This window comes from Phycicoccus sp. DTK01 (assembly GCF_017312765.1).
Lineage (GTDB): Bacteria > Actinomycetota > Actinomycetes > Actinomycetales > Dermatophilaceae > Phycicoccus > Phycicoccus jejuensis.
The window spans coordinates 1-25,041 of record NZ_BOPU01000012.1; the positions used below are offsets into that span (position 1 = coordinate 1).

Sequence of the window (25,041 nt, forward strand, 5' to 3'; positions counted from 1 at the left end):
GCGTGCTGCCGGACCCAGGCGTGGGTGGCGGACCCGGCGACCTCCCCGCGCCGCACGGCCTCCAGCGCGACCACGACGCGCGCCGCGGAGGCGCGGGCGGCGACCTCGTCGAGCAGCTCCATCAGCTCACCCAACCCGTCCCCGCACGCTCCGGTCAGGACCTCGTCGAGCCCGGTCAGGGCGTCCCGGGCAGCCTCGAGCCGGGAGCGGCGCTCCTCGAGTTCGGCTGTCCCCGTTGACATGTGACCATCCTGGCACCGCCCACCGACAGGACATCAGGTCAGGACGGGCACCTGTGGACGACGGTCGTCGCGAGCCGGGGCTGTGGAAAACCGCTGTCCTGCAGTCACGACCGAAATCGCTCGGCGCTAGGAGAGCAGCCCGCGCTTCGTCGCCTCGTAGACCGCCTCGGCGCGCCCCGACACCTCGAGCTTGCGCAGGATGTTGCCGACGTGGAACTTCGCGGTGGTCTCCGAGATGTAGAGCCGCTTGCCGATCTCCTTGTTGGACAACCCTCGTGCCAGGAGCTGGAGCACCTCGTCCTCGCGCGCCGACAGGGTCGGGGCGACCGGCTGCGGCGGCGCCTGCATCCCGCGCACCATCGCCGCCGCGGACCGTGCGTCAAACGCCGACTCGCCCTTGCTCACGTCGTGGATGGCGCGCACGAGCGCCGCGGTGTCGACGTCCTTGACGACGTAGCCGCGTGCACCCGCGCGCACCGCCTCGAGGACGAGCTGCTCGTCGAGGAACGTCGTCAGCACGAGGACGGCCACGCTCGGGTGGCCGGCGCTGATGGCCTGCGCGAGCTCGAGGCCCTCGGTGTCGCTCGACGACGACAGCTTGAGGTCGAGGAGGACCACACGCGGGGTCACGCGCTCGAGGACGGCCAGCGCCTCTCCGCGCGAGGAGGCCTCCGCGACGACGGTGATGTCGGGCTCGCGCTCCAGGACGGACCGCAGGCCCTGCCGGACGATCGCGTGGTCGTCGACGAGCATGACGCCGATGGTCTCGCGGTCGGCGGGGGTGTCTCGGACGTCGGCGGTGCTCAGCACGGCGTGGCCTCCTCGGCGGTCGGGGGAGCGAGCCCGGCGGGGACCCGGACGACGGGCAGGGGGACGCGGAAGGTGAGCCGGACGCCGCCCAGCCGCGAGCGACGGAAGGCCAGCGTCCCGCCCAGCCCCCGGACACGGGAGTCCATGTTGGCCAGGCCCTGGTGCCGGCCGTCTCGCACCGTCCGACGCTCGAGCTGGAGCATCCGGCGCAGCGCGGCGGGCTCGCCGTCGCCGTCGTCGGACACCGACACGACGAGGGCGTCCGGCATCCACCGCACCCGCAGGACCGCGCGCCGCGCCCCGGCGTGGGTGACGACGTTGAACAGGGCCTCGCCGACGACCCGGGCGACCTCGTGGTGCACGTCGTGCCCGAGCGCGGTCGTCCGCCCCGCGACGCGCACCTGGATGTCGAGCATCGGCCGGTGGTGGTGGACGACCTCGCGCAGCAGGTCCTCGAGCGACGCGACCGAGTCGGTGTGCGGACGGGTCAGGGCGAAGATCGCGGTGCGCAGCTGCTCGACCGCCGTCTGCGTCAACGACTTCGCGGTCTGCAGCTGCGCCCCGACCTGCCGCGCGCCGAGCGCCTCGGCCTCCCCGCGCGCGACCTCGACGGCCATCCCCGCCGAGAGCACGTACTGCGTCACGCTGTCGTGCAGCTCGCGGGCGATGCGGTGCCGCTCGGCGTCGACGAGCTCGCGCTGCTCGGCGACCGCGAGCCGGTGCTCCGCCGCCTCGAGTTCGGCCGTGCGTGTCGCGAGGTCGCGCGCCTGCGCCCGTGCCTCCTCGTGCAGCCGCTGGGCGCGCCGGTGCAGCGACAGCCCGGCCTGGTACTGCTCGCTCGTGTGCAGCGAGACCGCCGCCTGGTTGGCGAGGATGCGCAGCACGGCGAGGTCTTCCGGCTCCGGCTCCTCGTGGAGCCCGTGGCGTGCGGCGAGCCCGCCGACGCGGCGCCCCTCGAGGTACATCGGGACGCGGACCCAGACGTCGGTGCGCGCCGAGGGCCCGGCGTAGCCCGAGCGCACCGCCGACAGCTCGAGGCGCACGGCCTCGGGCACCTCGGTGGGGTCGCCGACGCTGCGGCGGTCCGGGCCGATGACGACGAAGCGGGGCCGCGCGCGCTCGAGGTGGCTGTCGGCGAGGGCCAGCACCGCCCAGTCGGCGTCGAGGTGGTCGGCCGCGGCCCGCGCCACCTCCTCGAGCAGCCCCCGCGGGCCCTCGACGGTGCGGACGACGGCCCGCGAGATCGTGTCCATCGCGCGCACCGCGCGCTGGGTGCGCTCGGTGGAGCGCACGTACGCCGGGTAGTAGGAGTTCTTGCCGGACCGCACCCCGGTCAGGCGCGAGAGGTCCGTCGCGCCCTCGGTCACAGCGCCGCCCGGAAGATGCGCTCGATGTCGGCCGCGTCCGTGGGGCGCGGGTTGGTCGTCAGGCAGGCGTCCTCGAGCGAGTTCTGCGACAGCGTGACGAGGTGCTCCTCGGTGATGCCGAGCGAGCGCAGCGACCGCGGTACCCCGACCTCGTCGGCCATGACGCGCACCTTCACCGCGAGGGCCTCGGCGGCCTCGGCCGGCGGCATCCCGTCGACGGCCAGCCCGGCGGAGCGCGCGAGCGGCACGAAGCGGTCGGGGGAGGACTCGGCGTTGTAGCGGATGACGTGCGGCAGGAGGATGCCGTTGATGACGCCGTGCGGGGCGTCGAGCAGCCCGCCGACCTGGTGGCTCATCGCGTGCGTCGCGCCGAGGATCGCGTTGGTGAAGGCGAGACCGGCGGCGAGCGCCGCCTCGGCCATCCCGGTGCGGGCCTCGGGGTCGTCGGGGGCCCGCATCGTCTGCACGAGGTGCTGGTTGACGAGGCCGACCGCGTTGAGCGCGTGGACGTCGGCGAGTGCGTTGTGCGCCCGCGAGACGAAGGCCTCGATGCCGTGGGTCAGCGCGTCGAGGCCGGTCGCCGCGTTGAGCCACTCGGGCATCGTCGTCAGCAGGCGCGGGTCGGTGATGGAGATGTCGGGCACGAGCGCGCGGCCCATGATCGTCACCTTCACGTGGCGCGTGGTGTCGGTGACGATGCAGAACTGGCTGACGTCGGCGCCCGTGCCGGAGGTCGAGGGCACCATGAGCAGCGGCGGGATCTCGCGGTGCACCTGGTCCACGCCCCGGTAGTCGAGGATCGAGCCGCCGTTGCCGGCGAGCACCGCGACCCCCTTGGCGGCGTCCATCGCGGAGCCGCCGCCGAGGCCGATGATGACGTCGCAGTCGTTGGCCCGGTAGAGGTCGTGCGCGGCCGCGACCTCGACGTCGCGCGGGTTGGGCGAGACGTCGCTGCAGACGACGGGGGAGAGGCCGACCTCGCGGAGGTGGCCGAGCAGCTCGTGGGCCCACCCGGCCTCGACGATGCCCGGGTCGGTGACGACGAACGGCCGGCGCGCCCCGAGCCGGCGGGCGGCGTAGCCGGCCTCGGCGAGGGCACCGATCCCGAAGACGATCTCGGGGGCCTGGAACTTGACGAGCGCGGAGGCGTCGAGCGGCCACGTCGTGGTCGTCGTCCCGGCTCCGTTGCCGTCCAGCGCCGTCATCGCGGCCCTCCTGCACCCCTCGGGTGGCAGCAACGGTAGCCCGCTCGGCCGGGACGCGCACCCGTCCGCCCGGCCCGTGGCAGCGACCGGCCACCCCCTCTCCGAACGGTCAGGTCGTGTGGCCCTCGGCGAGCGTGTCGCCCGCCGCCGACACGACCTCGAGGGTGGCGATGCGGCCCGCCGGGAGCGACGTCGCGCCGACGACGCGCACGACGTCGCGGTCGGTGGCCGACCACGTCGCGCCGGTCTCCCGGCGGCCGTCGGTGGCGTGGACGACGAGGGTGTAGCGGCCGGTCCGGGGGAGGTCGGCGAGCTCGAGCGCCACCTGGGTGCCCCAGGGGCGGGACTCGAGGTCGGCCCGTCCGCTCGGGCCCGAGCCCACGGTGGACGCGAGCGTCACGGCCGTGGTGGAGGCGGGTGGCGACGCGGCGTCGGCCAGGCGCGCCCCGAGGACGACGCCGGCCAGGAGGGCGACGGCCGCGGCGAGGGCGCCGAGGGCGACGGCGCGTCGGCGAGCGGCGCGGCGCCGCGCGGCCACGGCGCCGAGGAGCGGGGCCACCTCCTGCTCGGGTGTCGTCGCCCGGGCGGGCTCGGCCCACACGTCCTCCGGGACACGGCGCAGGAGGCCGGCCACGGGGGTGGAGGCCTCCACCTCCGCCCGGCACCCGTCGCAGGCGGCGAGGTGGGCGCCGAACCGGGCGCGGTCGGCGGCGTCGAGCCCGCCGAGCACCCAGGGCCCGAGCAGGTGCCGCAGCTCGTCGTGGTCCTCGGTCACCGGGTCACTCCCATCTCCTCGAACGCGACGCGCAGGGCGCGCACCGCGTAGTGGCTCCGTGACTTCACGGTGCCCTCTGGCACCCCGAGCCGGGCGGCGGCCTGGCGCACCGACATCCCCTCGTGGAACAGCAGCCGGACGACCTCGCGGTGGGCCGGCGCCAGCCGCCGCAGCGCCTCCGCCACGAGCCAGCCGTCGACGGCCTCCTCGAGGCCGTCGTCCCCGGCCAGGGCCTCGAGGACCGAGCCGTCGTCGAGGAGCTCGGGCCGGCGGCCCGCGGAGCGCCACGCGTCCGTCGCGACGTTGCGGGCGACGGTGAGGACGTAGGCCCGCACCTCGCGCTCGTCGCGCCCGGGCTCGAGCCGTCCGATGGTCCGCCACACCCGCAGGAACGTCTCCTGGAGCAGGTCGTCGGCCACCTGCGGGGAGGCCGCGCGGCGCCGCAGGTACGCGCGCACCGCCGGGGCGTGCGCGGCGTACACCGTGGCCAGCGCGGCCTCGTCCGCCGGTGGGGTCATGGGGGTGATGGTGGACCGTTCAGGGCCCGGTGACCACGAAGTCCACCGAGGCGACCTCGGACGCCAGCCCGAGTGCCCGCAGGTCGCGGGCGTCGACGTCGCCGTCCCCGTCCGCGTCCGGGACGACGGCGGGTGCGTCGTCGTAGCGGCCGTCGTGGTCGAGGTCGGCGACGACCGCGGCGAGGATGGTCGAGCGGGTGCCCGTGCCGAAGGACGGGGCGCCGACGATCCACGTGTCCATGACCGACACCCGGTCGGGCCGGTTGTCGGTGAGCGCCGTGAGGTTGAACAGGCCCGCGAGGTTCTGGCCCGCCCCGGCGCCGACCGCGGTCGTCGAGTCGAGGACGACGAGCCCCGGCAGCGCCTCGTCGGCGCCCGCGGCGAAGGCGCCGGGGAACGGGGCGGTGCTCGCGTGCGCGGCGGGGCCGGTCAGCTGCGGCGTGAACGCGGACCGGGTCAGCGCGTCGGGGCCGTGCACGGTCACGCGCAGGTCGACGGCCCAGGCGCGCCCGGCGACGCCGACGACGTCGTGGCGGGCGGGGGCGACGATCCGCACCTCGGCGCCGCGCTGCCGGTGGCCGTGGTCGCCGTCGGCGGCCGCGGGGCTCGGCGAGGCGGCGGCCACCGCGACGACGGCGGCGGTGCTCGCGATGGCGACGGTCAGGGCGGTGCGTGGTCCCACGGTGTCCTCCTCGGGCCGGCGGGTACCTCCCGCCGTCGAGGGGAGGTACGCCGGCGGGGCCCGGTCGGTTCAGCCGGCGACCGAGGGCACCGCTCCGGCGCGCTCCTGGCGCAGCGCGGGGAGGTAGCAGAGCGCACCGAGGACGCTGAAGGCCCCGGCGACGAGGATGCCGGTCGCGGTGCTCGTCGCCTCGGCGAGCGGGCCCAGGACGAGCAGGCCGAGGCTGTAGCAGCCGCCGGCCACCATCGAGTTGACCGACAGGACCGTGGTGCGGTTGGCGGCGTCGGCCTGGCGGTGCAGCAGGGTGCTGTGGACCGGGCCCGCGGTGCCGTGCAGCGTGTAGACGACGAAGAAGGCGGTGACGAGCCCGACCGGGCCGGTCATCAGGGCCATGACGACGACGAACCCGCCCTGGAGGACGCGGGAGGCGATGGCCGTCCACGTGACGCCGACCCGGCGGGCGGCGAGCGCGGCCGCCGCCGAACCCGCCGCGAACAGCCCCCACGCCGCGGCGGACACCGGGCCCATGAGCGCGCCGGCCTCGGTCTCGCCGCCGACGAGCTCGGAGAGGCGGACCGGCATGAACGTCTCGAAGGCGATCATCCCGACGCTCCAGAAGACCTCGACGAGCACGAGCGCCCGCAGGACGCCGTTGCGGCCGAGCAGCCGGACGCCGGCCACGACGACACGGGGCGCCTCGCGCGCGGAGTCGAGGGCGCGGCGCACGCCGCGGGCGTCGACGTGCGTGCTCGGCTCGTGCAGGAGGACGAGCGTGGCGACGAGGTTGACGACGACGAAGGCGATGGAGAGCCAGTACGCGTTCTCGAGCGCGGTGAGCGCGCGCACGGGGTGCCACGCGATGACGCCACCGGAGACGACGGCACCGAGCGCGATGGCGACGCCCAGGACCGTGCCGGCGCGGGCCAGGCCCTGCTCGACGGGGACGTCGGGGTCGTCGGCCTGGGCCGTGTCGACGTACCAGGACTCCAGCGGCCCGGAGTCGAGGGCCCGGAAGACGCCCTGGAGCAGGAGCGCGACGCAGAAGGCGGCGAAGGTCTGCGCGAGGACGAAGACGAGCGCCGACACGAGCGCGACGACGCTCGAGGCCACGAGGAGCGGGCGGCGACCGAGGGCGTCCGCGAAACCACCGGTCGGCAGCTCGAGCGCGAGCACGACGAAGCCCTGCATCGAGAGGATGACGCCGAGCTGCGCGAGCGACATCCCGCGCTCGAGGGCGAGGAGCGTCGTCACGCCGATGACCAGCCCGACGGGGAACCAGCGGGTGAAGGTCAGCAGCAGGAGGACGCGCAGCGCCTGCCGCGCGGTGAGCGGGGCGGTGCTCGACGCCGTCGTGCTCATCGCTGCTCGCCACCCCGCGGGGCGCGGTCGAGGTCGACCGGGTACATGACGGCGTAGACGGCGACCCGGCGGGCCGAGGGGTTGCCCTGGCCGACGCGGCGGTAGCGCGCGACGACGTCGTCGAGCTCCTGGCGCAGGGCCCGCGCCTGGTCCGGGGTGGCGACGACCCACGAGTCGTCCATCCCCATCGCGTCGCGCCAGTCGACCGGCCACGTCGACTCGACGTCGAGCCAGCGCTCGTAGCGCTCGCCGAGGTGGCGGGAGTAGTCGCGCTGGAGCCAGCCGAGCGCGCTCTCGGCGTCGTCGTCGCCGGCGAAGTCGCTCGGCTCCCACTGGTGGCTCTCGGTGGCGGCGCGCCACAGCCGGCGCTTGCCCTCGCCGTCGCCGGTGTCGGCGACGAGGCCGACCGCCTCGAGGCGGCGCAGGTGGTAGGACGTCGCCCCGGAGTTGGTGCCGAGCGCCGCGGCGAGGTCGGTGGCGGTCGCCGGGCCGCCGACCCGCAGGGCCGAGAGGAGGCGGCTGCGCAGCGGGTGGGCGAGGGTCTTCAGGGCCGCGGCGTCGAGCCGCAGGCCGGTCAGGTGCCCGTCGTCGGTGGGGTCGGAAGAGGCCATGTGTGCACACTACCTGTGCACAGTTTGTTTGCACAAGAGTCGTGCAGAGAGGATGTGGACGGCATCGCCGCAGGTCAGGGAGCGTCCGCCGGCGATTTGGGGGAGCGGGGCACGGGTCCGTAGCATGGACGACTGGTGTGCCGTGCGCTGTCACGAGGGCCGTCGCTCCCTCGCGGGAGCACTCGGCACACGCCATCCGACCCGCAACAAGAGGACTCTCATGCGTACCTTCACCCCGAAGCCGGGCGACGTGACCCGCGCGTGGCACGTCATCGACGCCACCGACGTCGTGCTCGGTCGGCTCGCGAGCCAGGCGGCCGTGCTGCTCCGCGGCAAGCACAAGCCGACCTTCGCGCCGCACGTCGACACCGGTGACTTCGTCATCATCATCAACGCCGACAAGGTCGCCCTGACCGGCTCCAAGGCCGAGCAGAAGAAGGCCTACCGCCACTCGGGCTTCCCGGGCGGTCTGCGCTCGACCTCCTACACCGAGCTGCTCGCCAAGAGCCCGGAGAAGGCGATCGAGAAGGCCATCCGCGGCATGGTCCCCAAGACCTCCCTCGGCCGCCAGCAGCTGACCAAGCTCAAGGTCTACCGCGGCGCCGAGCACCCCCACGCTGCCCAGCAGCCCAAGCCCTTCGAGATCACCCAGGTGGCCCAGTGATGTCCGAGAACGCCCAGATCGACGAGACCGCCGGGACGGACGTCAACGACGCCCCCGTCACCGAGTACACCTCCGAGTCCGACGGCACCGTCGCGACCGAGTCGACCCGCCGCCCGAGCGCCTCGGCGCCCGGTGGCGCGACCGGCCGCCGCAAGCAGGCCGTCGCCCGCGTCCGGATCGTCCCGGGCAGCGGCGAGTGGAAGATCAACGGCCGCTCGCTCGAGCAGTACTTCCCGAACAAGGTCCACCAGCAGATCGTCAACGAGCCGCTCAAGGTCCTCGAGCTCGACGGCGCCTACGACGTCCTCGTGCGCGTGCACGGCGGTGGCCCCTCCGGCCAGGCCGGCGCCGTCCGCCTCGGTGTCGCCCGCTCGCTCAACGGGGTCGACGAGGAGCTGAACCGCCCGGCGCTCAAGAAGGCCGGCCTGCTCACCCGTGACGCCCGCGTCCCCGAGCGCAAGAAGGCGGGTCTCAAGAAGGCCCGCAAGGCGCCGCAGTACAGCAAGCGCTGACCCGCGCCCCGCGCGACGAGCCGACGGCGGCACCCCTCGTGGGTGCCGCCGTCGCCGTGTCCCGGCCCGCCACACGGTAGGTTCGGTCGCTGCCCCACCACCGAAAGGCCCCCAGCATGTCCCGACTCTTCGGCACCGACGGCGTCCGTGGTCTCGCGAACCGCGACATCACCGTCGAGCTCGCGCTCGACCTGAGCATCGCCGCGGCCCACGTCCTCGGTGACGCCGACCGGCAGGCGGGCCGCCGCCCCCGCGCGGTCGTCGGCCGCGACCCCCGGGCCAGCGGCGAGTTCCTCTCCGCCGCGGTCACCGCGGGCCTGGCCTCGGCCGGTGTCGACGTGCACGACGTGGGGGTCCTGCCGACCCCAGCGGTCGCCTTCCTCACCGCGGACATGGGCGCGACCTTCGGCGTGATGCTCTCGGCGTCGCACAACCCGATGCCCGACAACGGCATCAAGTTCTTCGCCGAGGGCGGCCACAAGCTGCCCGACGCCGTCGAGGACGAGATCGCCGCCCGCATCGGCCAGGACTGGGACCGCCCGCAGGGCGCTGAGGTCGGCCGCATCCAGAGCAACCGCGCCGGGCAGGCGCGGTACATCGCGCACCTGCTGCGCACGCTGCCGAACCGCCTCGACGGCCTGACCGTCGTCATCGACGGCGCGCACGGCGCCGCGAGCGCGGTCTCGCCGGAGGTCTTCCGGCTCGCCGGCGCCGACGTCGTCGAGATCGGGACCGACCCCGACGGCCTCAACATCAACGACGGCTACGGCTCGACGCACCTCGACCGGCTCAGGGCGGCCGTCCTCGAGCGCGGGGCCGACCTCGGCATCGCCCACGACGGCGACGCCGACCGCTGCCTCGCGGTGGGCCACGACGGCCGCGAGGTCGACGGCGACCAGATCATGGCCGTCCTCGCGGTCGCCCTCAAGGAGCGCGGCGTGCTGCGCGAGAACACCCTCGTCGCCACCGTCATGAGCAACCTCGGCCTGATCCAGGCGATGGAGCGCGAGGGCGTCAAGGTGCGCCAGACCGGTGTCGGCGACCGGTACGTCCTCGAGGAGATGCGCCGCTCCGGCTACTCCCTCGGCGGCGAGCAGTCCGGGCACGTCATCATGCTCGAGCACGGCACGACCGGCGACGGGGTCCTCACCGGCCTCATGCTCGCGGCGCGCGTCGTCGAGACCGGCACGCCGCTCGCCGAGCTCGCGACCGTGATGTCGCGCCTGCCGCAGGTCCTCGTCAACGTCAAGGGCGTCGACAAGTCGCGCGTCGAGAGCGACGAGGAGCTCCAGGCCGCCGTCCGCGCCGAGGAGGAGGCCCTCGCCGGCACCGGCCGCGTGCTGCTGCGCAAGTCGGGCACCGAGCCGGTCGTGCGCGTCATGGTCGAGGCCGCGACCGAGGAGCACGCCCGCGAGGTCTGCGACCGGCTCTGCGCGGTCGTCAAGGAGCGACTGGCCCTCTGACGGGAATGGCCGCGCCGGGGGTTCGGTTGGCACGAGGGACCACCTGTCGACATCGAAGGAGAGCCTCCGTGCCCCACGAGTCCGTGACCAAGAAGTTCTACAGCATCTCCGCCACCTCCACCGGCGGCCGTGACGGCCACACCAAGAGCGCCGACGGCACCGTCGACGTGAAGCTGGGCAAGCCGAGCACCTCGAACCCGGTCGCCAACCCGGAGACGCTCTTCGCGGCCGGCTACGCCGCCTGCTACAACGGCGCGCTCGCGCACGTGGCGCAGCAGGACGGCATCGACGTCACCGGTGCGGAGACGACCGCCGACGTCACCCTCGGCGAGACGGCCACCGGTGTCGGCCTCGCGGTCGAGATCGTCACGACCATCCCGGGTGTCGACGCGGAGACCGCGCAGGCGCTCGCCGACAAGGCGCACGAGTTCTGCCCCTACAGCAAGGCGACCCGCGGCAACATCGACGTCACCGTCGTCGGCAAGCCCGCCTGACGCCCCCTGCACCACCCCACCGGCCTCCTCCCGTCACGACGGGAGGAGGCCGTTCTGTGAGCCAAGGAGTTGATTGAGGTACTTGTCTTCCTAAGCCCGCTTGGCCTCCGCCTTGTGTCGGGCGATCGCCAACGCCGCGGTGGCCGCCGGCGAGGACGCGTTGAGGACGTGCACGCAGCGGCCGGAGCGCTCGACGAGGAAGTCGTCGACGAGCGTGCCGTCGGGGCGCACCGCCTGGGCGCGGACGCCGGCGGGGGCCGGGCGCAGGTCCTCGTCCCGCAGGTCGGGGACGAGCCGGCGCAGGCTGTCGCCGAAGCGTCGGGCGTCGAGCGAGCGCGCGACCTCGTGGAGACCGCTGCGGGCGTGCCGGCGGGCCAGCCGCCACAGGCCCGGGTACGCGAGCGTCCCGGCGAGCTCGCGGGGCCGGACCACGCCCCAGCCGTAGCCCTCGCGGGCGAGCGCGAGGACGGCGTTCGGGCCCGCGTGCACGTGGCCGTCGACGCCTCGCGTCAGGTGCACGCCGAGGAAGGGCAGCTCCGGGTCGGGGACGGGGTAGACGAGGCCGCGGACGAGGTGCGCCGCCTCCGGGGCGAGCTCGCGGTACTCGCCGCGGAACGGCACGATGCGCACCGACGGCCGGTGCCCGAGCAGCTCGGCGACGAGGTCGGTCCGCAGGCCGGCGCAGGTGACGACGAGGTCGGCGGCCACCGTCCCGTGGCTGGTCTCGACCACGACCTCGCGGGCGCCGTCGTGCCCGCCGACGACCTCCGTGCCGGCCCGCAGGTCGGCGCCGGCGGCTGCGAGGCGGTCGACGAGCGCCGCGCACACGCCCGGGTAGTCGACGACCCCGGTCTCGGGGACGTGCAGCGCTGCGAGGGCGGCGACGTGCGGCTCGTGCGCGCGGGCGCCGTCGGCGTCGAGGCGGGTCACGGCGAGGCCGTTGGCCAGCCCGCGGTCGTGGAGCGCGGCCAGGCGGGGCAGCTCGTCGGGGGAGGTGGCGACGACGAGCTTGCCGGTGACGGCGTGGGCGACCCCGTGCTCGCGCGCGAAGACCAGGAGCTCGGCCGCGCCGCTGCGGCACCAGCGGGCCTTCGCGCTGCCCGGCGGGTAGTACAGGCCCGAGTGGACGACGCCGCTGTTGCGCCCGGTCTGGTGCCTCGCCCAGCCGGACTCCTTCTCCAGCACGGTGACCCGAGCCGCGGGGTCGTCCGTGACGAGCCGGTGGGCGACGGCGAGGCCGACGATCCCGCCGCCGACGACCACGACCCGGCGGCTCATCGGTCGGCCACTCCCGGCGTCATCCGCGCCCGTGGTGCTCCGCGATGACCCGCGCGTACTCGAGGCCGGAGTCCTTGATGGTCCGCACCTGCGTGTCGTAGTCGACGTGGACGATGCCGAAGCGCTTGTCGTAGCCGTAGGCCCACTCGAAGTTGTCGAGGAGGCTCCACGCGAAGTAGCCGCGGACGTCGGTGCCGCCCTCGATCGCATCGGCGACGGCGCCGAGGTGGTCGCGCAGGTACGCCACGCGCTCGGGGTCGTGGACGGCGCCGTCGGGGGAGACGGTGTCGTCCCAGGCCGAGCCGTTCTCGGTGATGTAGACCGGCAGGCCGCACTCGCGGGCGGAGCGCTCGATGATCAGCCGGTGCGACTCCGGCGACTGCTCCCAGCCCATCGCCGTGACCGGCGGGTGGGGGTCGATCTCGGAGACGCGCTCGCAGCCGGGCAGGAGGTGGGTGTTGCCGACCGGCTCGTCGCCGTCGGCCGTGGCGCGCACGCGGGTGGGGAAGTAGTTGTTGACGCCGAGGTTGTCCAGCGGGGCGCCGATGGTCGCGAGGTCGCCGTCGTGGACGAACGAGCCGTCCGTGAGGTGCGCGACGTCGTCGAGCATCCCGTCGGGGTAGGCGCCGTGGAAGAGCGGGCCGAAGAAGACGCCGTTGAGGGCGTTGTCGGCGCGGCGGACGGCGTCGAGGTCGGCCTCCGTGGGGTCGGCCGGGCCGTGGACCTGGGTCGGGTTGAGGGTGATCGACACCTGCGCGTCGCGGCAGTGCTCGCGGATGACGGGCACCGCGGTGCCGTGGGCCAGCATCAGGTGGTGGGCCGTGAGCAGGCCCTCCATCGGGTCGCGGTGGCCGGGGGCGTGGGCCCCGATCGAGTGGCTGAGCATCGAGGAGCACCACGGCTCGTTGAGCGTGGTCCAGTTGACGACGCGGTCGCCGAGCGCGCCGACGACGTGGGCGGTGTAGTCGGCGAACCAGCCGGCGACGTCGCGGGAGCGCCAGCCGCCACGGTCCTCGAGGGCCTGCGGGAGGTCCCAGTGGTAGAGCGTGACGACCGGGCGGATGCCGGCGCCCAGCAGCTCGTCGACGAGCCGGTCGTAGAACGCGAGCCCGAGGGGGTTGGCGGGGCCGGTGCCGTCCGGCTGGATGCGCGGCCACGCGACGGAGAACCGGTAGGCCTCGAGCCCGAGGCGCTGCATGAGCGCGACGTCCTCCGGCACCCGGTGGTAGTGGTCGCACGCGACCTCGCCGGTGTCGCCGTTCGCGACCTTGCCCGGGGTCGCGGAGAAGGTGTCCCAGATGGACTGGCCGCGGCCGTCCTCCTTGGTCGCGCCCTCGATCTGGTAGCTCGCGGTGGCGGCGCCGAAGAGGAAGCCCTCGGGGAAGGTGAGCTCGGAGGTCGTCATGCGCACGAACCTACCGGGCGGGCCGGACCTCGTCGCCGACGCGGACCTCGCCCGTGGACACCGGCACGAGCTGGACGGCGAACCACGTCGCGCCCTCCCAGCGCCGGTGGCGGGCGAGCGTGCGGATCGGCTCGTGGCCGCGCTCGCGGGTGGCGGGGTCGAGGGTGGTCATGACGCAGCGGTCGACCGGCTTGACGACGCGGAAGGTGACGGCGCCGACGGTGACCGCGCTCCAGCCGTCCTCCTCGAAGGGCTCGAGGTCGCCGTCGACGACGAGGTTGGGCCGGAAGCGGTCGATGCCGATGGTGGTCGGCTCCTCGCCGCGCTCGAGCGCGGTCTCCGCGACCCAGTCGCCGAGCCGCCGGAGCGAGGCCGCCGACGCGAGCGTGACCGGGTAGCCGTCGGCGAAGGCGGTCGCCTCGCCGGGGCGGGCGTGCGTCGGGTTGAGCGGTCGCGGGTCGGCGACGTGCACGAGCCGGACGTCGGTGCGCCGCAGGGCATCCCGCAGCCAGGCGTGGGCGGCGTCGTCGGCCAAGCGACCGGTGAGCGCCCGCCCGTGGACGGTCACGGGGACCGGCTCGCCGTGCGGGGGCTCGACGAGGAGGTCGTCGGCGCCGTCCGCGCGCAGCCGCAGCGCGGCGCCGAGACCGGGGTCGGTGGCCGGGGTGTCGGCCGTCAACGCGAAGAGGGCGTGCTCCTCGCGGGCGGTCAGGCCCTCGCCGTCGGGCGTGACGACCATCCAGCGGCGGTCGTCGCGCAGGCCCCAGGGCTCGACCGCGGCGGCCGGGACGGCGCGGACCGCGGTGCTCTTGACCGGGTGGAGCGCGACCCGTTCCAGCCGGGTGCTCACGCCTGCCGGCTGATGCGTCCGGTGTCGACGTCGTACATGAAGCCGCCGATGAGGGCCCGCTCGCCGATGAGGGGGTGGGAGCGCAGGACGTGGACGTCGTGCTCGAGCGCGGCCTGCTGGTCGGTGACGACGTTGAAGTCGTGCCACGACGCGTCGACCCCGGCCGACTCGCCGACCCGGCGCTGCAGCTCCTCCTCGGTGTTCGAGGCGACGGCGCAACGGGTGTGCGGGACGACGAGGACGCGGTTGACGTTGAGCAGGTGCACCGCGAGGACGATCGCCTCGAGGGCCTGCGGCGTGACGCGCCCGCCGGGGTTGCGGAAGATCTTCGCGTCGCCGGGGTGCAGGCCGAGCATCGCGAGCGGCGCGATCCGGCTGTCCATGCACGTGACGATGGCGATGCCCGCGTGGGCGACGCCGTCGAAGCCGGCGAGGTCGAAGGTCTCGGCGAAGTGCTCGTTGGCGGCAAGCAGGTCGTCGAAGTCGGCGGGCGTGGTGGTGGGCTCGCTCACAGCAGTCCGGTCCTCTTCTCGATGGTGAACGCGACGGGCTTGGTGACGCCGGCGAAGAAGTCCTCGCCCTTGTCGTCGACGACGATGAACGCCGGGAAGTCCTCGACCTCGATCTTCCAGACGGCCTCCATGCCGAGCTCGGGGTACTCGAGCACCTCGACGCTGCGGATGCAGTCCTGGGCGAGGCGCGCGGCCGGGCCGCCGATCGAGCCGAGGTAGAAGCCGCCGTGCGCCTGGCACGCGTCGGTCACCTGCCGGCTGCGGTTGCCCTTGGCGAGCATGACCATCGAGCCGCCCGCGGCCTGGAACTGCTCGACGTAGGAGTCCATCCGGCCGGCGGTCGTCGGGCCGAACGAGCCCGACGGCATCCCCTCGGGGGTCTTGGCCGGGCCGGCGTAGTAGACGGGGTGGTCCTTGAGGTACTGCGGCATCGGCTCGCCGGCGTCGAGGCGCTCCTTGATCTTCGCGTGGGCGATGTCGCGGGCGACGACGAGCGGGCCGGTGAGGCTCAGCCGGGTCTTGACGGGGTACTTCGTCAGCTCGGCGAGGATCTCGTCCATCGGCCGGTTGAGGTCGATCGGCACGACCGCGCCGGCCCCGGTGCCGCTGACGCCCTCGGCGTCCTCGAGGCCCTCGTGGGTCGTGTCGGGGAGGAAGCGGGCGGGGTCGGTCTCGAGCTGCTCGATGAAGACGCCCTCGGGGGTGATCTTGCCGAGGACCTGGCGGTCGGCCGAGCACGAGACGGCGATGGCGACGGGGAGGCTGGCGCCGTGGCGGGGGAGCCGGACGACGCGCACGTCGTGGCAGAAGTACTTGCCGCCGAACTGCGCGCCGATGCCGAACTGCCGGGTCAGCTCGAGCACGCGCTCCTCGAGCTCGGTGTCGCGGAAGCCGTGGCCGGTGGCGGGGTCGCCCTGCTTGGGCAGCTGGTCGAGGTACTTCGCGCTGGCGTACTTGGCTGTCTTGAGGGCGAACTCGGCGCTCGTGCCGCCGATGACGATGGCCAGGTGGTACGGCGGGCAGGCGGCGGTGCCGAGGCCGCGGAGCTTCTCGTCGAGGAAGCGCATCATCGCGTCCGGGTTGAGGATCGCCTTCGTCTCCTGGAAGAGGAAGGACTTGTTGGCGCTGCCGCCGCCCTTGGCCATGAAGAGGAACTTGTACGTCGTCTCGTGGCCGGGCGCGGTGTCGGCGTAGAGCTCGACCTGGGCCGGCAGGTTGGAGCCGGTGTTCTTCTCCTCCCAGGTCGTGACCGGGGCCATCTGGCTGTAGCGCAGGTTGAGGCGCGTGTAGGCGTCGTAGACACCGCGGCTCACGGCGGCCTCGTCGGTGCCCTCGGTGAGCACGTGCTGCCCGCGCTTGCCCATGACGATGGCCGTGCCGGTGTCCTGGCACATCGGCAGCACGCCTCCGGCGGCGATGTTCGCGTTCTTCAGCAGGTCGAGCGCCACGAACTTGTCGTTGTTGCTCGCCTCGGGGTCGTCGAGGATGTTCGCCAGCTGCTGGAGGTGCGCGGGGCGCAGGTAGTGGGCGATGTCGTGCATCGCGGTCTCGGTCAGCAGGCGCAGCGCCTCGGGGGCGACCTGGAGGAAGCGCCGGCCGCCCGGGCCGTCGACGGTCTCGACGCCGTCGGTCGTCAGCAGCCGGTACGGGGTCTCGTCGGCCCCGACGGGCAGCAGGTCCTCGTAGGCGAAGTCGGTCATCGGATCTCCTCCCGGGTGGGGGCGTAGGCGCCGGCGTGGCGGACGGTGACCCCGCTCGTGGCGAGGGCGCGCTCGACGGCGGGGTCGACGTCGGCGAGGGTGGCGCGGGCGAGGCGCTCGCGGGCGTCGGGGCTGCCGAGCAGCCCCGTGTCGAGGAGACCGGACACGAGGCCGGCCATGAAGGAGTCGCCGGCGCCGACGGTGTCGACGACGTCCTTGATGCGGGCCGGCGCGCGACCCTCCTCGCCGGACGCGGCGCGCCAGACGACGCCGTCACCGCCGAGGGTCACGACCGTCAGCGACGCGCCGAGGTCGGCCCACCGGGCCATGACGGCGGAGGGGGAGTCGCCCGGGTAGAGCCACTCGAGGTCGTCCTCGGAGCACTTGACGACGTCGGAGAGGCCGACGAGGTGCTCGACCCGGGGGCGGACGTCGGCGACGTCGCCCATGATCGTCGGGCGCACGTTGGGGTCGTACGAGACGGTGCCCTGGGCGCCTGCCCGGCGCATCGCGTCCTCGACCTCGGCGTCGCCCGGCGTGAGGGTCGTGGCGATCGACCCGGTGTGCAGGTGGCCGGTGCCGTCGGGCAGCTGCACCGGCGGGAGGTCCCAGTGCAGGTCGAAGACGTACGAGGCCGCGCCGTGCTCGTCGATGGTCGCGAGGGCGGTGGAGGTCGGGTGGTGCGGGCTGCGGCTGCCGGGCAGCAGGTGCGCGCCGCTGGCCTCCACGTGCTCGGCGCAGCGGGCGCCGCGGGCGTCCTCGCCGACGAGGCACGCGACGTGGGTGTCGTGGCCCAGCCGGGCGAGACCCACCGCGACGTTCGCGGGCGAGCCGCCGACGTGCTCGGCCGACCGCCCGTCGGGGTAGCTGACGATGTCGACGAGGAGCTCGCCGACGACGACGACCGGCGGCGCGGAGGCGCTCACGGCATCCCAACCTCTCTGGCGGCTGCTGACGGGCCCGCCCGTGGCCGGCACGGTCGAGGGCGGCGTGTCGAACCCTATCGTCGGCACCGATTGGGCGTCTGCGCCGCCCGTCGGCGACGATGGGGGAGTGAGCACCCCGACCGCCCCGAAGAGCCGCTACTCGATGGGGTCGACGAAGAACCTCGTCCTGTCGCTGCTCGCGGTGCTGGGGATGGTGCTCGTGCTGGTCTTCATGGTGCCGCGGGTCGACCGGGTCGGGGGGCCCGTCGTCGACGTCGCGACGAAGGCGCAGGAGATCCGGACGTCCTCGGGCTGGCCGATCGTCGAGCCGGAGGGGCTGCCGAGCGGCTGGTCGCCGACCTCGGTCCGGTACGTGCCGGTGACCGACGGCTTCCGGACCTGGCACGTCGGCTACCAGACGCCGTCCGGCACGTTCGTCGCCGTCGAACAGACGAAGGACCCCAGCCGCGGGTGGATCTCGGCGCAGACCAACCGGGCCCCGCGCGAGGGGACGGTCGAGGTGGCAGGGCGCACGTGGGAGAAGTTCGTCCGCGACAACAAGGTGCAGAACAGCCTGCTGTACGTCCCGCCGACCGGGTCGGGGGAGCTCGCGACGCTCATCACGGGCACCGCGACCTTCGAGGACATGGAGACGTACATCGAGTCGCTCCAGCCGGTGCGCTGACGCAGCCGGCGCGGGTCGAGGTCCGCGCTCACGCAGGTGCCCGCGCGCGGAAGGGCCCGGGCCTGGTGTGCACGTCCGGCCGCTGTCGTTCGCTCCTGTCCATGACGCAGACAGGATGAGCGGTCAGGCGCGACCGTTCGTCCCGGTTGCTCCGCCATCGGGAGCGAACGACAGTATCGGTCCGAAGGGTGTGCTGACGGGGGCCGGCCGCCTCGACCGGGCAGGCCTGCCGACACGGCATGCCCGAGCGATGAGTTCGCGGTGGCGGGGTGGTCCATCCGTGCGACAGCATCCACGTCACCCGCACGACCACCGGAGGACCCCATGACCCGCCTCGTCACCGCCCACCTCTTCCACGCCGTCAACGGCGTCGTCGAGTCCCCCGACCAGTGGCAGTTCGGCCACTTCGGCCCCGAGGAGGGCGAGATGATGGGCCGCACCCTGGCGAACGTCACCGACGTCGTCATCGGCCGCAAGCTCTGGCAGGAGTGGTCCGAGTTCTGGCCCGCAGCCGCCGAGGGCGACCCCTTCGCCGCGTTCGTCAACCCGGTCCGCAAGCACGTCGTCTCGAGCACGCTCGGGGACGACCTCGGCTGGAACAGCACCGGCATCGACGGCGACCCGCTGGAGCACGTCCGCGCCCTGCGCGAGGGCGACGGCGGCGACATCGCGGTCGTCGGCGGCGTCGAGACCGTCCGCTCGCTGTTCCTCGGCGGGGTGGTCGACCGGCTGACGCTCACCACGCACCCGGTCGTCGGTGCCGGGCGGCGGCTCTTCGGTGACGACGTGCCCGTCACGCGCCTCGAGCTGCTCGAGTCCACCGCGACCTCGGCCGGCAACGTCGTCACGACCTACGGTCTGCGCACCGCCGACTGACACGCGTCCCCGGCGTCACCCGAGGCGGAGGGGGCCGGCTCGCGGGCCTCAGTCCTGCGGGCCGGCGACGCGCTGCTCGGCCTGGTCGAGCCAGCGGCCGCAGTGCGCCGCGAGCGCCTCGCCGCGCTCCCACAGCACCATGCTCTCCTCGATGCCGACCTGCCCGCTCTCGAGCCGGGCGACGATGTCGACCAGCTCGTCCCGCGCCTGCTCGTACCCCAGCTCGGCGACGTCGGCGTTCGCGCCGGTGCCGGCGTCGGGGGCGGGGGCGTCCTTCGGCATGCCGCGAGACTACCGACGCCCACCGACCCCCGCCGGTCGAGGGCGCACGGAGTAGCTGAGGCTGACGACCCCGTCGACCACCACGACGAGCGACCAGAGGCGCAGCGTCCCGAGCAGCGCCTCCGTCCGGGCGGCGTCCCCGATGACGAGGATGCCGACGCCGAGCAGCGACGCGCCCACCCCGTACGCGACGAGGTGACGCAGGAAGCCGCGGCGCTCGCGGGCCGCGTGCGCGCGTCCGGCGCGGGGACGAGGGGCCGGGGCGGGGCCGCCCGCGAACCGGTGCGCGAAGCGTTCGTCGGCCCAGCGGACCATCGAGTGCCCGAAGCCCACCGAGACCCCGACGTAGACGGCGGCGAGGGCGTGCGCCGTCGTCGCCGTGGCGCCGCCGCGCAGGTCGAGCACGGTCGCGACGAGCAGCACGAGGTCGACGAGCGGCGCGGCGACGAGGAGCCACCCACCCGCCCTCGGTCGGCGCAGCAGGTAGCGCACGGCGAGCCCCGCGAGCACGAGGACCCAGAACAGGACCTCGCAGGTGACGATGACGGCGACGAGCACGGTGCGTCCCTCCCGATTTGTTGGTACGACCGTACCAAATAGATGGACCCGCCGCCCCGGGCTGCTAGACAGGGTCCGTGCCCAGGGTCGTCGACCAGCAGGCGCGCCGCCAGCTCATCGCGGACGCGCTGCTGGCCGTCGTGCGCCGGGACGGGATCGGTGCGGTGTCCGTCCGGTCCGTGGCGGCGGAGGCAGGCCTGTCCGTCGGCTCGATGCGGCACACGGTGGCGAGCCAGGACGACCTCGTGGCCTTCGCGATGCGCGCCGTCGCCGACCGGGTCGGGGCCCGGGTGGCGGCCCGCGTCGGCGGGTGGGACGCCGCCCACGCCGCGGACCTCGACGACCTCGTCGACCTCTGCGGGGAGGTGCTGCCGCTCGACGACGAGCGGCGCGCCGAGGCCGCGGTCTGGCTCGAGCTCGTCACCCTGGCCCGCACCGCCCCGGGGCTCGCCGAGGTGTCGACGCAGGCGCACCTCGGCATCCGCTCCCTCGTCGACCGGGTCGTCGCCGCCCTGCTGCCGGCAGCCCTCCCCGCCCGCCACGAGGTCGAGGCCGCCGGGTTGCACGCCCTCCTCGACGGCCTCGCGCTGCACGTCGTGCTCCAGCCGGAGGTCACCGACCTCCGGGGCGTGCGTGCGGCCGTCCGGCACCACCTCGCCCATCTGGCCGCCGGCTGAGCGACCCCGGCGCCAGCGGGGTCAGGACCCGAGGACGCGGACCCCGAAGTCCCCACGGGCGACACGGACCCGCAGCAGCTCGTCGGGCGCGAGGTCGGCGGGGTCGGTGACGAGGCCGCCGCCGACCTGCTGCACGACCGCGTACCCGCGGTCCAGCGTCGACTGCGGTGAGAGCGCCCGGGCCTGCGCGCGGAGGTGGTCGACCCGGTCGCGCTGCCGGTGCAGCCCGGCCTCGACCCGGTGCAGCGCGCGGGAGCGCAGCGCCTCGACGACCTCGCGCTGCGAGCGCAGGAACGCCCCCTTGTCGGCGAGGACCGGGCGGCTCGCGAGCTCGGCGAGGCGGCGCCGCTCGTGGTGCAGCCGTCCGCCGACGGCCCGGTGCCCGCGCTCACGGGCGACCTCGAGCCCGCGCCGCTCGGCGACGGCGTCCGGGACGATCGCCTTCGCGGCGTCCGTCGGGGTGGAGGCGCGGTGGTCGGCGACGAGGTCGAGCAGCGGGGTGTCGACGTCGTGCCCGATCGCGCTGACGACCGGGGTGGTCGCGGCGGCGACGGCGCGCAGCATCGTCTCGTTGGAGAACGGCAGGAGGTCCTCGACGCCCCCGCCCCCGCGGGCGATGACGACGACGTCGACCTCGGGGTGGGCGTCGAGCTCGGCGAGGGCGGCGGTCACCTCGGCCACCGCGTTGGTGCCCTGCACCGCGACCTGCCGGATCTCGAACCGTGCGCTCGGCCAGCGGCGCAGCGTGTTCTCGACGACGTCCTTCTCGGCGGCGCTGGCCCGGCCGCAGACGAGGCCGATGCGCCGGGGGAGGAAGGGCAACGGGCGCTTGCGGTCGCGGTCGAACAGGCCCTCCTGCCCGAGGTGGCGCTTGAGGTACTCCAGACGCGCCAGCAGCTCGCCGACGCCGACCGGCCGGATCTGGCGGGCGTCCAGGACGAGGGAGCCGCGCTGGCTCCAGAACGACGGCTTGGCCTGGAGGACGACCCGGGCCCCCTCGCTGAGCGGGCCGGGCATCGCGTCGAGGGCGTTGACGTGGACCGAGCACGAGAGGCTCATGTCGACGTCGGGGTCGCGCAGGGTGAGGAACGCGGTGCGCGCGCCGGGCCGCCGGGTCAGCTGGACGACCTGTCCCTCGACCCAGAGGACCGACATCTTCTCGACGTACTCGCCGATCTTCATCGAGAGCAGGCGGACCGGCCACGGGTTCTCGGCCGTGGTGTCGACCGCCCGCTCGGGCAGGGGTGCGCGCGCCGGGGTGCTCACGGGGGCCACCCTAGGCGGCGGCACCGTCAGCCCGTCCGCCCGCGATGCGGGCCCGGACGAAGGCCCCACCTACGATGGACACATGGCTGAGACGACCAAGCGCGTGCTCCTCGCGGCCCCCCGCGGCTACTGCGCCGGTGTCGACCGGGCCGTCGTCACCGTCGAGAAGGCCCTCGACCTCTACGGCGCCCCCGTCTACGTCCGCAAGGAGATCGTCCACAACAAGCACGTCGTCACGACGCTGCAGCAGCGTGGTGCGATCTTCGTCGACGAGACCGACGAGGTGCCCGAGGGCGCGACCGTGGTCTTCTCGGCGCACGGCGTGGCCCCGGTCGTTCACGAGGAGGCGCGCGCGCTGAGCCTGCGCACCATCGACGCCACCTGCCCGCTCGTCACCAAGGTGCACCGTGAGGCCGTCCGGTTCGCCGACAGCGACTTCGACATCCTCCTCATCGGCCACGAGGGCCACGAGGAGGTCGTCGGCACCGCCGGCGAGGCGCCCGAGCACATCCAGCTCGTCGACGGCCCGGACGACGTCGACAACGTCATCGTCCGCGACCCCGAGAAGGTCGTCTGGCTCAGCCAGACCACGCTCTCGGTCGACGAGACGATGGAGACCGTCCGCCGGCTGCGCGAGCGCTTCCCGAAGCTGCAGGACCCGCCGAGCGACGACATCTGCTACGCGACGCAGAACCGCCAGCTCGCGGTCAAGCAGATGGCCGCCGACTGCGACCTGATGATCGTCGTCGGCTCCCGCAACTCGTCCAACTCGGTGCGCCTCGTCGAGGTCGCGCTCGAGCACGGCACGCGGGCCGGCCACCTCGTCGACTACGCGGACGAGATCGACGAGTCCTGGCTCGGCGGCGTCTCGACCGTCGGCGTGACCTCCGGCGCGTCCGTGCCCGAGATCCTCGTCCGCGGCGTGCTCGACTACCTCGCGGCGCGGGGCTTCGAAGACGTCCGCCCGGTCGTCGCCGCCGAGGAGTCGCTGATGTTCGCGCTGCCGAACGAGATCCGGCGCGACCTCAAGGCCGCCGGCATGTCGGACAAGATGCGCCACGACGGCTCGTTCGCCGAGACCAGCGCCCTGCGCTGACCGGCGGCACGTGGACGCCCGGGTCGAGCTCGCGACGACGAGCGCCGGGCTGGCCCTCGCCGGGCGGCTGCTCGACGCGTTCAACACCGAGTACGACGACCCGTCGCCCGGCCCGGACGCCCTCGCCGCGCGGCTCGCGGAGCTGACCGGCCGCGGCGACACCGAGGTGCTCCTCGCGGGTGAGCTCGGGGTGGCGGTGGTCCGCTACCGCCCGGCGCTCTGGAGCAAACGCGACGAGGCCTACCTCGCCGAGCTCTGGGTGGCGCCGGCCGCCCGCGGCCACGGCCTCGGGCGGGCTCTGCTGCGGGCCGTCCTCGACCGGGCCCGCGCCCGCGGGTGCGACCTGCTCGACCTCGCGACGAGCGCCGACGACGTTGCGGCCCGAGCCCTCTACGAGAGCGAGGGGCTGCACGCCACCGAGGGGCCGGGCGGCCCCACGACGTACCACTACGAGATCGACCTCTGACCCTCCCCGTCGTCGGGGCGCCGCTCGTCGAGCACCAGCTGCGGGCGCGCGTCGGGCTCGGTGACGGCGTCGATGAGCTCCTGCGCGGTGAGCGGCCGAGGGCCGGTGCGGACCGGCTCGAGGACGGACAGCTCGTCGGTGACGACCTCGAGGTCGCGCATCCGCCGGGCGGTGACGAGCACGCGCGACTCGAGCGCCCCGACCATCGCGTTGTACGCCTCGACGCTCGACTGGAGCGAGCGGCCGACCTTGGCCGTGTGCGCGCCGAGCGTGCCGAGCCGGCCGTAGAGCTCGCGGCCGAGGTCGAGCAGCTCACGGGCGCTCTGCGAGAGGGCGTCCTGCTGCCACGTGAACGCCACGGTGCGCAGCAGGGCCATGAGCGAGGCCGGGCCGACGAGCACGACCCGGCAAGCCAGCGCCTTCTCGTGCAGCGCCGGCTGGGCGGCGAGGGCGGCGGCGAGCATCGCGTCGCTCGGGACGAAGCAGACGACCATCTCGGGGCCGTCGCGGAAGGCGGCCCAGTACTCCTTGGCGGCCAGGGTCGCGACGTGGCCCGCGACGGCGTCGGCGTGCCGGCGCAGCAGCGCGGTGCGCTCGTCGTCGGTCAGCTCCTCGGCCTGCGCGTCGAGGAAGTGCGTCATCGGCGCCTTGGCGTCGACGACGAGCGACTTGCCACCGGGGAGGCGCACGACGACGTCGGGGCGGACCTGCCGGTCGTGCGGCCCGAGGACGCCGACCTGCTCCTCGAAGTCGCAGCGCGAGAGCATCCCCGAGGCCTCGAGGACGCGGCGCAGCTGGACCTCGCCCCACGCGCCGCGCACCGACGACGAGCGCAGCGACCCGGCGAGCGAGGCGGTGGCCCGGCCCAGGCCCTGCGTCTCGGCCTCGACCCGGCCGAGCAGCGCCCGCAGCGAGCCGTACTGCTGCGACCGGTCGCGCTCGAGGACACCCACGTGCTCCTCGACGCGCACCAGGGCGTCCTTGAGCGGCGCCAGCAGGGCCGCGGTCTCCATGTCCTCGGCGAGCGAGGTCTCGAGGTCGAGCACCCGCTCGCGCAGCAGGTCGCGCTCGGTCTCGACCCCCGCCACCGCCGCCCGGTGCACGAGCCGCGCGAGCAGCCACGCCACGACCGCGCCGACGACCAGCCCGAGCACGCCCCAAGTCATCCCGTCCATGCGAGGACCATGGCAGAGCCCTCCGACAGGCCCGGCAATCCGCCGCGCGCCGCGAGTCCGAACCTCCACCCGACCCGGTGACCGCCCCGAGAGGACCTCGCATGCCCGTGCTCCACGACTTCTCCGCCACCTCGCTGTCCGGCACGCCGCAGACGCTCGACGACTACGCCGGCCAGGTCGTGCTCGTCGTCAACACCGCGTCGCAGTGCGGCTTCACGCCCCAGTACGACGGCCTCGAGGCGCTCTGGCAGGAGTACAAGGACCGCGGCCTCGTCGTCCTCGGCTTCCCGTGCAACCAGTTCGGCGGCCAGGAGCCGGGCAGCGCCGAGGACATCGGCGAGTTCTGCCGCGTCAACCACGGCGTGACCTTCCCGCTGTTCGACAAGGTCGAGGTCAACGGCGACGACGCCCACCCGCTCTTCCGGTGGCTGCGCCACGAGGCACGCGGCGCCCTCGGCAGCGAGAAGATCAAGTGGAACTTCACGAAGTTCCTCGTCGGGCGCGACGGCACGCCGATCAAGCGGTTCGGCTCCAGCACCAAGCCCGAGAAGCTGCGCGGCGCCATCGAGAAGGCCCTCGCCGCCTGA

General features: G+C 74.2%; 29 protein-coding genes. 10 read left to right on the forward strand and 19 right to left on the reverse strand.

The genetic code is table 11. From position 1 onward, the window contains the following. From J3473_RS17805 to J3473_RS17845, 9 genes are all read right to left on the reverse strand, one after another. Window positions 1–242, reverse strand: a 242-nt coding sequence (locus J3473_RS17805) for a hypothetical protein (RefSeq protein ID WP_207025168.1), incomplete at its 3' end; no start/stop codon positions are given. Between the two features lie 126 nt (window positions 243–368). Next, complete coding sequence (locus tag J3473_RS17810; protein WP_306790197.1) at window positions 369–1,052, reverse strand: response regulator transcription factor; 684 nt, start codon at window positions 1,050–1,052, stop codon at window positions 369–371. Continuing rightward, window positions 1,046–2,419, reverse strand: coding sequence for a sensor histidine kinase (locus J3473_RS17815; RefSeq protein WP_051750712.1), 1,374 nt, complete (start codon window positions 2,417–2,419; stop codon window positions 1,046–1,048). Before J3473_RS17815 ends, J3473_RS17810 begins: the two co-directional genes overlap by 7 nt. Beyond that, a complete protein-coding gene (locus J3473_RS17820; protein ID WP_207025169.1) occupies window positions 2,416–3,624 on the reverse strand; it encodes an iron-containing alcohol dehydrogenase in 1,209 nt (402 codons plus the stop codon). Before J3473_RS17820 ends, J3473_RS17815 begins: the two co-directional genes overlap by 4 nt. A gap of 109 nt (window positions 3,625–3,733) precedes the next feature. Further along, a complete protein-coding gene (locus J3473_RS17825; protein ID WP_207025170.1) occupies window positions 3,734–4,399 on the reverse strand; it encodes an anti-sigma factor in 666 nt (221 codons plus the stop codon). Next, window positions 4,396–4,917: a sigma-70 family RNA polymerase sigma factor gene (locus tag J3473_RS17830; RefSeq protein ID WP_207025171.1), complete on the reverse strand. Its 522-nt coding sequence runs from the start codon at window positions 4,915–4,917 to the stop codon at window positions 4,396–4,398. The genes J3473_RS17825 and J3473_RS17830 overlap by 4 nt, the downstream gene beginning before the upstream one ends. A gap of 19 nt (window positions 4,918–4,936) precedes the next feature. After that, window positions 4,937–5,599, reverse strand: a complete 663-nt coding sequence (locus J3473_RS17835; protein WP_207025172.1) for a hypothetical protein — start codon at window positions 5,597–5,599, stop codon at window positions 4,937–4,939. 69 nt (window positions 5,600–5,668) lie between these two features. Then, the gene (locus tag J3473_RS17840) at window positions 5,669–6,958 is read right to left on the reverse strand and encodes an MFS transporter (RefSeq protein ID WP_207025173.1); all 1,290 of its coding nucleotides are present in this window, start codon (window positions 6,956–6,958) and stop codon (window positions 5,669–5,671) included. Then, window positions 6,955–7,569 (reverse strand): helix-turn-helix transcriptional regulator, encoded by a 615-nt coding sequence (locus J3473_RS17845; RefSeq protein ID WP_030529483.1) that lies wholly within the window; start codon window positions 7,567–7,569, stop codon window positions 6,955–6,957. Before J3473_RS17845 ends, J3473_RS17840 begins: the two co-directional genes overlap by 4 nt. Before the next feature lie 220 nt (window positions 7,570–7,789). Here J3473_RS17845 and rplM point away from each other — a divergent pair, with 220 nt between their 5' ends. The 4 genes from rplM (at window position 7,790) to J3473_RS17865 (ending at window position 10,702) form a co-directional block, all read left to right on the forward strand. Then, complete coding sequence (rplM, locus tag J3473_RS17850) at window positions 7,790–8,233, forward strand: 50S ribosomal protein L13 (protein ID WP_030529484.1); 444 nt, start codon at window positions 7,790–7,792, stop codon at window positions 8,231–8,233. Continuing rightward, the gene (rpsI, locus tag J3473_RS17855) at window positions 8,233–8,745 is read left to right on the forward strand and encodes a 30S ribosomal protein S9 (protein WP_030529485.1); all 513 of its coding nucleotides are present in this window, start codon (window positions 8,233–8,235) and stop codon (window positions 8,743–8,745) included. Before rplM ends, rpsI begins: the two co-directional genes overlap by 1 nt. A 116-nt stretch (window positions 8,746–8,861) precedes the next feature. Further along, window positions 8,862–10,208, forward strand: coding sequence for a phosphoglucosamine mutase (gene glmM, locus J3473_RS17860; protein WP_207025174.1), 1,347 nt, complete (start codon window positions 8,862–8,864; stop codon window positions 10,206–10,208). 68 nt (window positions 10,209–10,276) lie between these two features. After that, window positions 10,277–10,702, forward strand: a complete 426-nt coding sequence (locus tag J3473_RS17865) for an Ohr family peroxiredoxin (RefSeq protein ID WP_030529487.1) — start codon at window positions 10,277–10,279, stop codon at window positions 10,700–10,702. Window positions 10,703–10,792: 90 nt separating this feature from the next. Here J3473_RS17865 and lhgO read toward each other — a convergent pair whose 3' ends face one another. Genes lhgO through J3473_RS17895 form a run of 6 tightly spaced genes read right to left on the reverse strand, consistent with a single transcriptional unit; the run spans window position 10,793 to window position 17,373 of the window. Then, complete coding sequence (gene lhgO, locus J3473_RS17870) at window positions 10,793–11,980, reverse strand: L-2-hydroxyglutarate oxidase (protein WP_207025176.1); 1,188 nt, start codon at window positions 11,978–11,980, stop codon at window positions 10,793–10,795. Window positions 11,981–11,999: 19 nt separating this feature from the next. Then, on the reverse strand, window positions 12,000–13,385 hold the full coding sequence (locus tag J3473_RS17875; RefSeq protein WP_207025177.1) for a GH1 family beta-glucosidase: 1,386 nt from the start codon (window positions 13,383–13,385) through the stop codon (window positions 12,000–12,002). A 10-nt stretch (window positions 13,386–13,395) separates the two neighbouring features. After that, the gene (locus tag J3473_RS17880) at window positions 13,396–14,235 is read right to left on the reverse strand and encodes an MOSC domain-containing protein (protein ID WP_207025178.1); all 840 of its coding nucleotides are present in this window, start codon (window positions 14,233–14,235) and stop codon (window positions 13,396–13,398) included. Beyond that, window positions 14,232–14,747, reverse strand: a complete 516-nt coding sequence (locus J3473_RS17885) for a carbonic anhydrase (RefSeq protein WP_030529491.1) — start codon at window positions 14,745–14,747, stop codon at window positions 14,232–14,234. The genes J3473_RS17880 and J3473_RS17885 overlap by 4 nt, the downstream gene beginning before the upstream one ends. Further along, the gene (locus J3473_RS17890; protein ID WP_207025179.1) at window positions 14,744–16,447 is read right to left on the reverse strand and encodes a fumarate hydratase; all 1,704 of its coding nucleotides are present in this window, start codon (window positions 16,445–16,447) and stop codon (window positions 14,744–14,746) included. Before J3473_RS17890 ends, J3473_RS17885 begins: the two co-directional genes overlap by 4 nt. Next, a complete protein-coding gene (locus tag J3473_RS17895; RefSeq protein WP_207025180.1) occupies window positions 16,444–17,373 on the reverse strand; it encodes a carbohydrate kinase family protein in 930 nt (309 codons plus the stop codon). The genes J3473_RS17890 and J3473_RS17895 overlap by 4 nt, the downstream gene beginning before the upstream one ends. A 127-nt stretch (window positions 17,374–17,500) precedes the next feature. On the opposite strand from J3473_RS17895, the gene J3473_RS17900 reads away from it, so the two are divergent. After that, the gene (locus tag J3473_RS17900; RefSeq protein WP_030529494.1) at window positions 17,501–18,058 is read left to right on the forward strand and encodes a DUF4245 domain-containing protein; all 558 of its coding nucleotides are present in this window, start codon (window positions 17,501–17,503) and stop codon (window positions 18,056–18,058) included. A gap of 324 nt (window positions 18,059–18,382) precedes the next feature. Further along, a complete protein-coding gene (locus tag J3473_RS17905) occupies window positions 18,383–18,934 on the forward strand; it encodes a dihydrofolate reductase family protein (RefSeq protein WP_207025181.1) in 552 nt (183 codons plus the stop codon). Between the two features lie 48 nt (window positions 18,935–18,982). Here the strand turns inward: J3473_RS17905 and J3473_RS17910 are convergent, their stop codons facing one another. Together J3473_RS17910 and J3473_RS17915 are read right to left on the reverse strand one after the other, a co-directional pair. Further along, the gene (locus J3473_RS17910; protein WP_030529496.1) at window positions 18,983–19,216 is read right to left on the reverse strand and encodes an exodeoxyribonuclease VII small subunit; all 234 of its coding nucleotides are present in this window, start codon (window positions 19,214–19,216) and stop codon (window positions 18,983–18,985) included. A gap of 9 nt (window positions 19,217–19,225) precedes the next feature. Beyond that, entirely contained in the window at window positions 19,226–19,774 is a 549-nt protein-coding gene (locus tag J3473_RS17915; protein ID WP_207025182.1) for a hypothetical protein, read from the reverse strand. 77 nt (window positions 19,775–19,851) lie between these two features. Here J3473_RS17915 and J3473_RS17920 point away from each other — a divergent pair, with 77 nt between their 5' ends. Beyond that, the gene (locus J3473_RS17920; protein ID WP_207025183.1) at window positions 19,852–20,451 is read left to right on the forward strand and encodes a TetR/AcrR family transcriptional regulator; all 600 of its coding nucleotides are present in this window, start codon (window positions 19,852–19,854) and stop codon (window positions 20,449–20,451) included. Between the two features lie 21 nt (window positions 20,452–20,472). Here J3473_RS17920 and xseA read toward each other — a convergent pair whose 3' ends face one another. Continuing rightward, window positions 20,473–21,717 carry an exodeoxyribonuclease VII large subunit gene (xseA, locus tag J3473_RS17925; RefSeq protein WP_242525951.1) on the reverse strand — a complete coding sequence of 415 codons (1,245 nt, stop codon included), beginning with the start codon at window positions 21,715–21,717 and terminating at the stop codon, window positions 20,473–20,475. 82 nt (window positions 21,718–21,799) lie between these two features. Between xseA and J3473_RS17930 the strand changes: the two genes are divergently transcribed. Together J3473_RS17930 and J3473_RS17935 are read left to right on the forward strand one after the other, a co-directional pair. Next, the gene (locus J3473_RS17930) at window positions 21,800–22,813 is read left to right on the forward strand and encodes a 4-hydroxy-3-methylbut-2-enyl diphosphate reductase (RefSeq protein WP_207025184.1); all 1,014 of its coding nucleotides are present in this window, start codon (window positions 21,800–21,802) and stop codon (window positions 22,811–22,813) included. A gap of 10 nt (window positions 22,814–22,823) precedes the next feature. Next, window positions 22,824–23,279, forward strand: coding sequence for a GNAT family N-acetyltransferase (locus J3473_RS17935; protein WP_242525952.1), 456 nt, complete (start codon window positions 22,824–22,826; stop codon window positions 23,277–23,279). Here the strand turns inward: J3473_RS17935 and J3473_RS17940 are convergent. Next, complete coding sequence (locus tag J3473_RS17940; RefSeq protein ID WP_207025185.1) at window positions 23,261–24,454, reverse strand: DNA recombination protein RmuC; 1,194 nt, start codon at window positions 24,452–24,454, stop codon at window positions 23,261–23,263. The two genes, J3473_RS17935 and J3473_RS17940, sit on opposite strands and share 19 nt — an antisense overlap. 101 nt (window positions 24,455–24,555) lie before the next feature. Between J3473_RS17940 and J3473_RS17945 the strand changes: the two genes are divergently transcribed. After that, on the forward strand, window positions 24,556–25,041 hold the full coding sequence (locus J3473_RS17945) for a glutathione peroxidase (RefSeq protein ID WP_207025186.1): 486 nt from the start codon (window positions 24,556–24,558) through the stop codon (window positions 25,039–25,041).

What these genes read in the sequence shown, in the direction of transcription:
- glmM (WP_207025174.1), top strand. Translation starts at nt 8,862, where the DNA reads ATGTCCCGACTCTTCGGCACCGACGGCGTCCGTGGTCTCGCGAACCGC.
- J3473_RS17830 (WP_207025171.1), bottom strand. Translation starts at nt 4,917, where the DNA reads ATGACCCCACCGGCGGACGAGGCCGCGCTGGCCACGGTGTACGCCGCG.
- J3473_RS17910 (WP_030529496.1), bottom strand. Translation starts at nt 19,216, where the DNA reads ATGCCGAAGGACGCCCCCGCCCCCGACGCCGGCACCGGCGCGAACGCC.
- J3473_RS17945 (WP_207025186.1), top strand. Translation starts at nt 24,556, where the DNA reads ATGCCCGTGCTCCACGACTTCTCCGCCACCTCGCTGTCCGGCACGCCG.
- J3473_RS17940 (WP_207025185.1), bottom strand. Translation starts at nt 24,454, where the DNA reads ATGGACGGGATGACTTGGGGCGTGCTCGGGCTGGTCGTCGGCGCGGTC.
- J3473_RS17820 (WP_207025169.1), bottom strand. Translation starts at nt 3,624, where the DNA reads ATGACGGCGCTGGACGGCAACGGAGCCGGGACGACGACCACGACGTGG.
- J3473_RS17840 (WP_207025173.1), bottom strand. Translation starts at nt 6,958, where the DNA reads ATGAGCACGACGGCGTCGAGCACCGCCCCGCTCACCGCGCGGCAGGCG.
- J3473_RS17930 (WP_207025184.1), top strand. Translation starts at nt 21,800, where the DNA reads ATGGCTGAGACGACCAAGCGCGTGCTCCTCGCGGCCCCCCGCGGCTAC.
- rplM (WP_030529484.1), top strand. Translation starts at nt 7,790, where the DNA reads ATGCGTACCTTCACCCCGAAGCCGGGCGACGTGACCCGCGCGTGGCAC.
- J3473_RS17890 (WP_207025179.1), bottom strand. Translation starts at nt 16,447, where the DNA reads ATGACCGACTTCGCCTACGAGGACCTGCTGCCCGTCGGGGCCGACGAG.
- lhgO (WP_207025176.1), bottom strand. Translation starts at nt 11,980, where the DNA reads ATGAGCCGCCGGGTCGTGGTCGTCGGCGGCGGGATCGTCGGCCTCGCC.
- J3473_RS17905 (WP_207025181.1), top strand. Translation starts at nt 18,383, where the DNA reads ATGACCCGCCTCGTCACCGCCCACCTCTTCCACGCCGTCAACGGCGTC.
- rpsI (WP_030529485.1), top strand. Translation starts at nt 8,233, where the DNA reads ATGTCCGAGAACGCCCAGATCGACGAGACCGCCGGGACGGACGTCAAC.
- J3473_RS17875 (WP_207025177.1), bottom strand. Translation starts at nt 13,385, where the DNA reads ATGACGACCTCCGAGCTCACCTTCCCCGAGGGCTTCCTCTTCGGCGCC.
- J3473_RS17845 (WP_030529483.1), bottom strand. Translation starts at nt 7,569, where the DNA reads ATGGCCTCTTCCGACCCCACCGACGACGGGCACCTGACCGGCCTGCGG.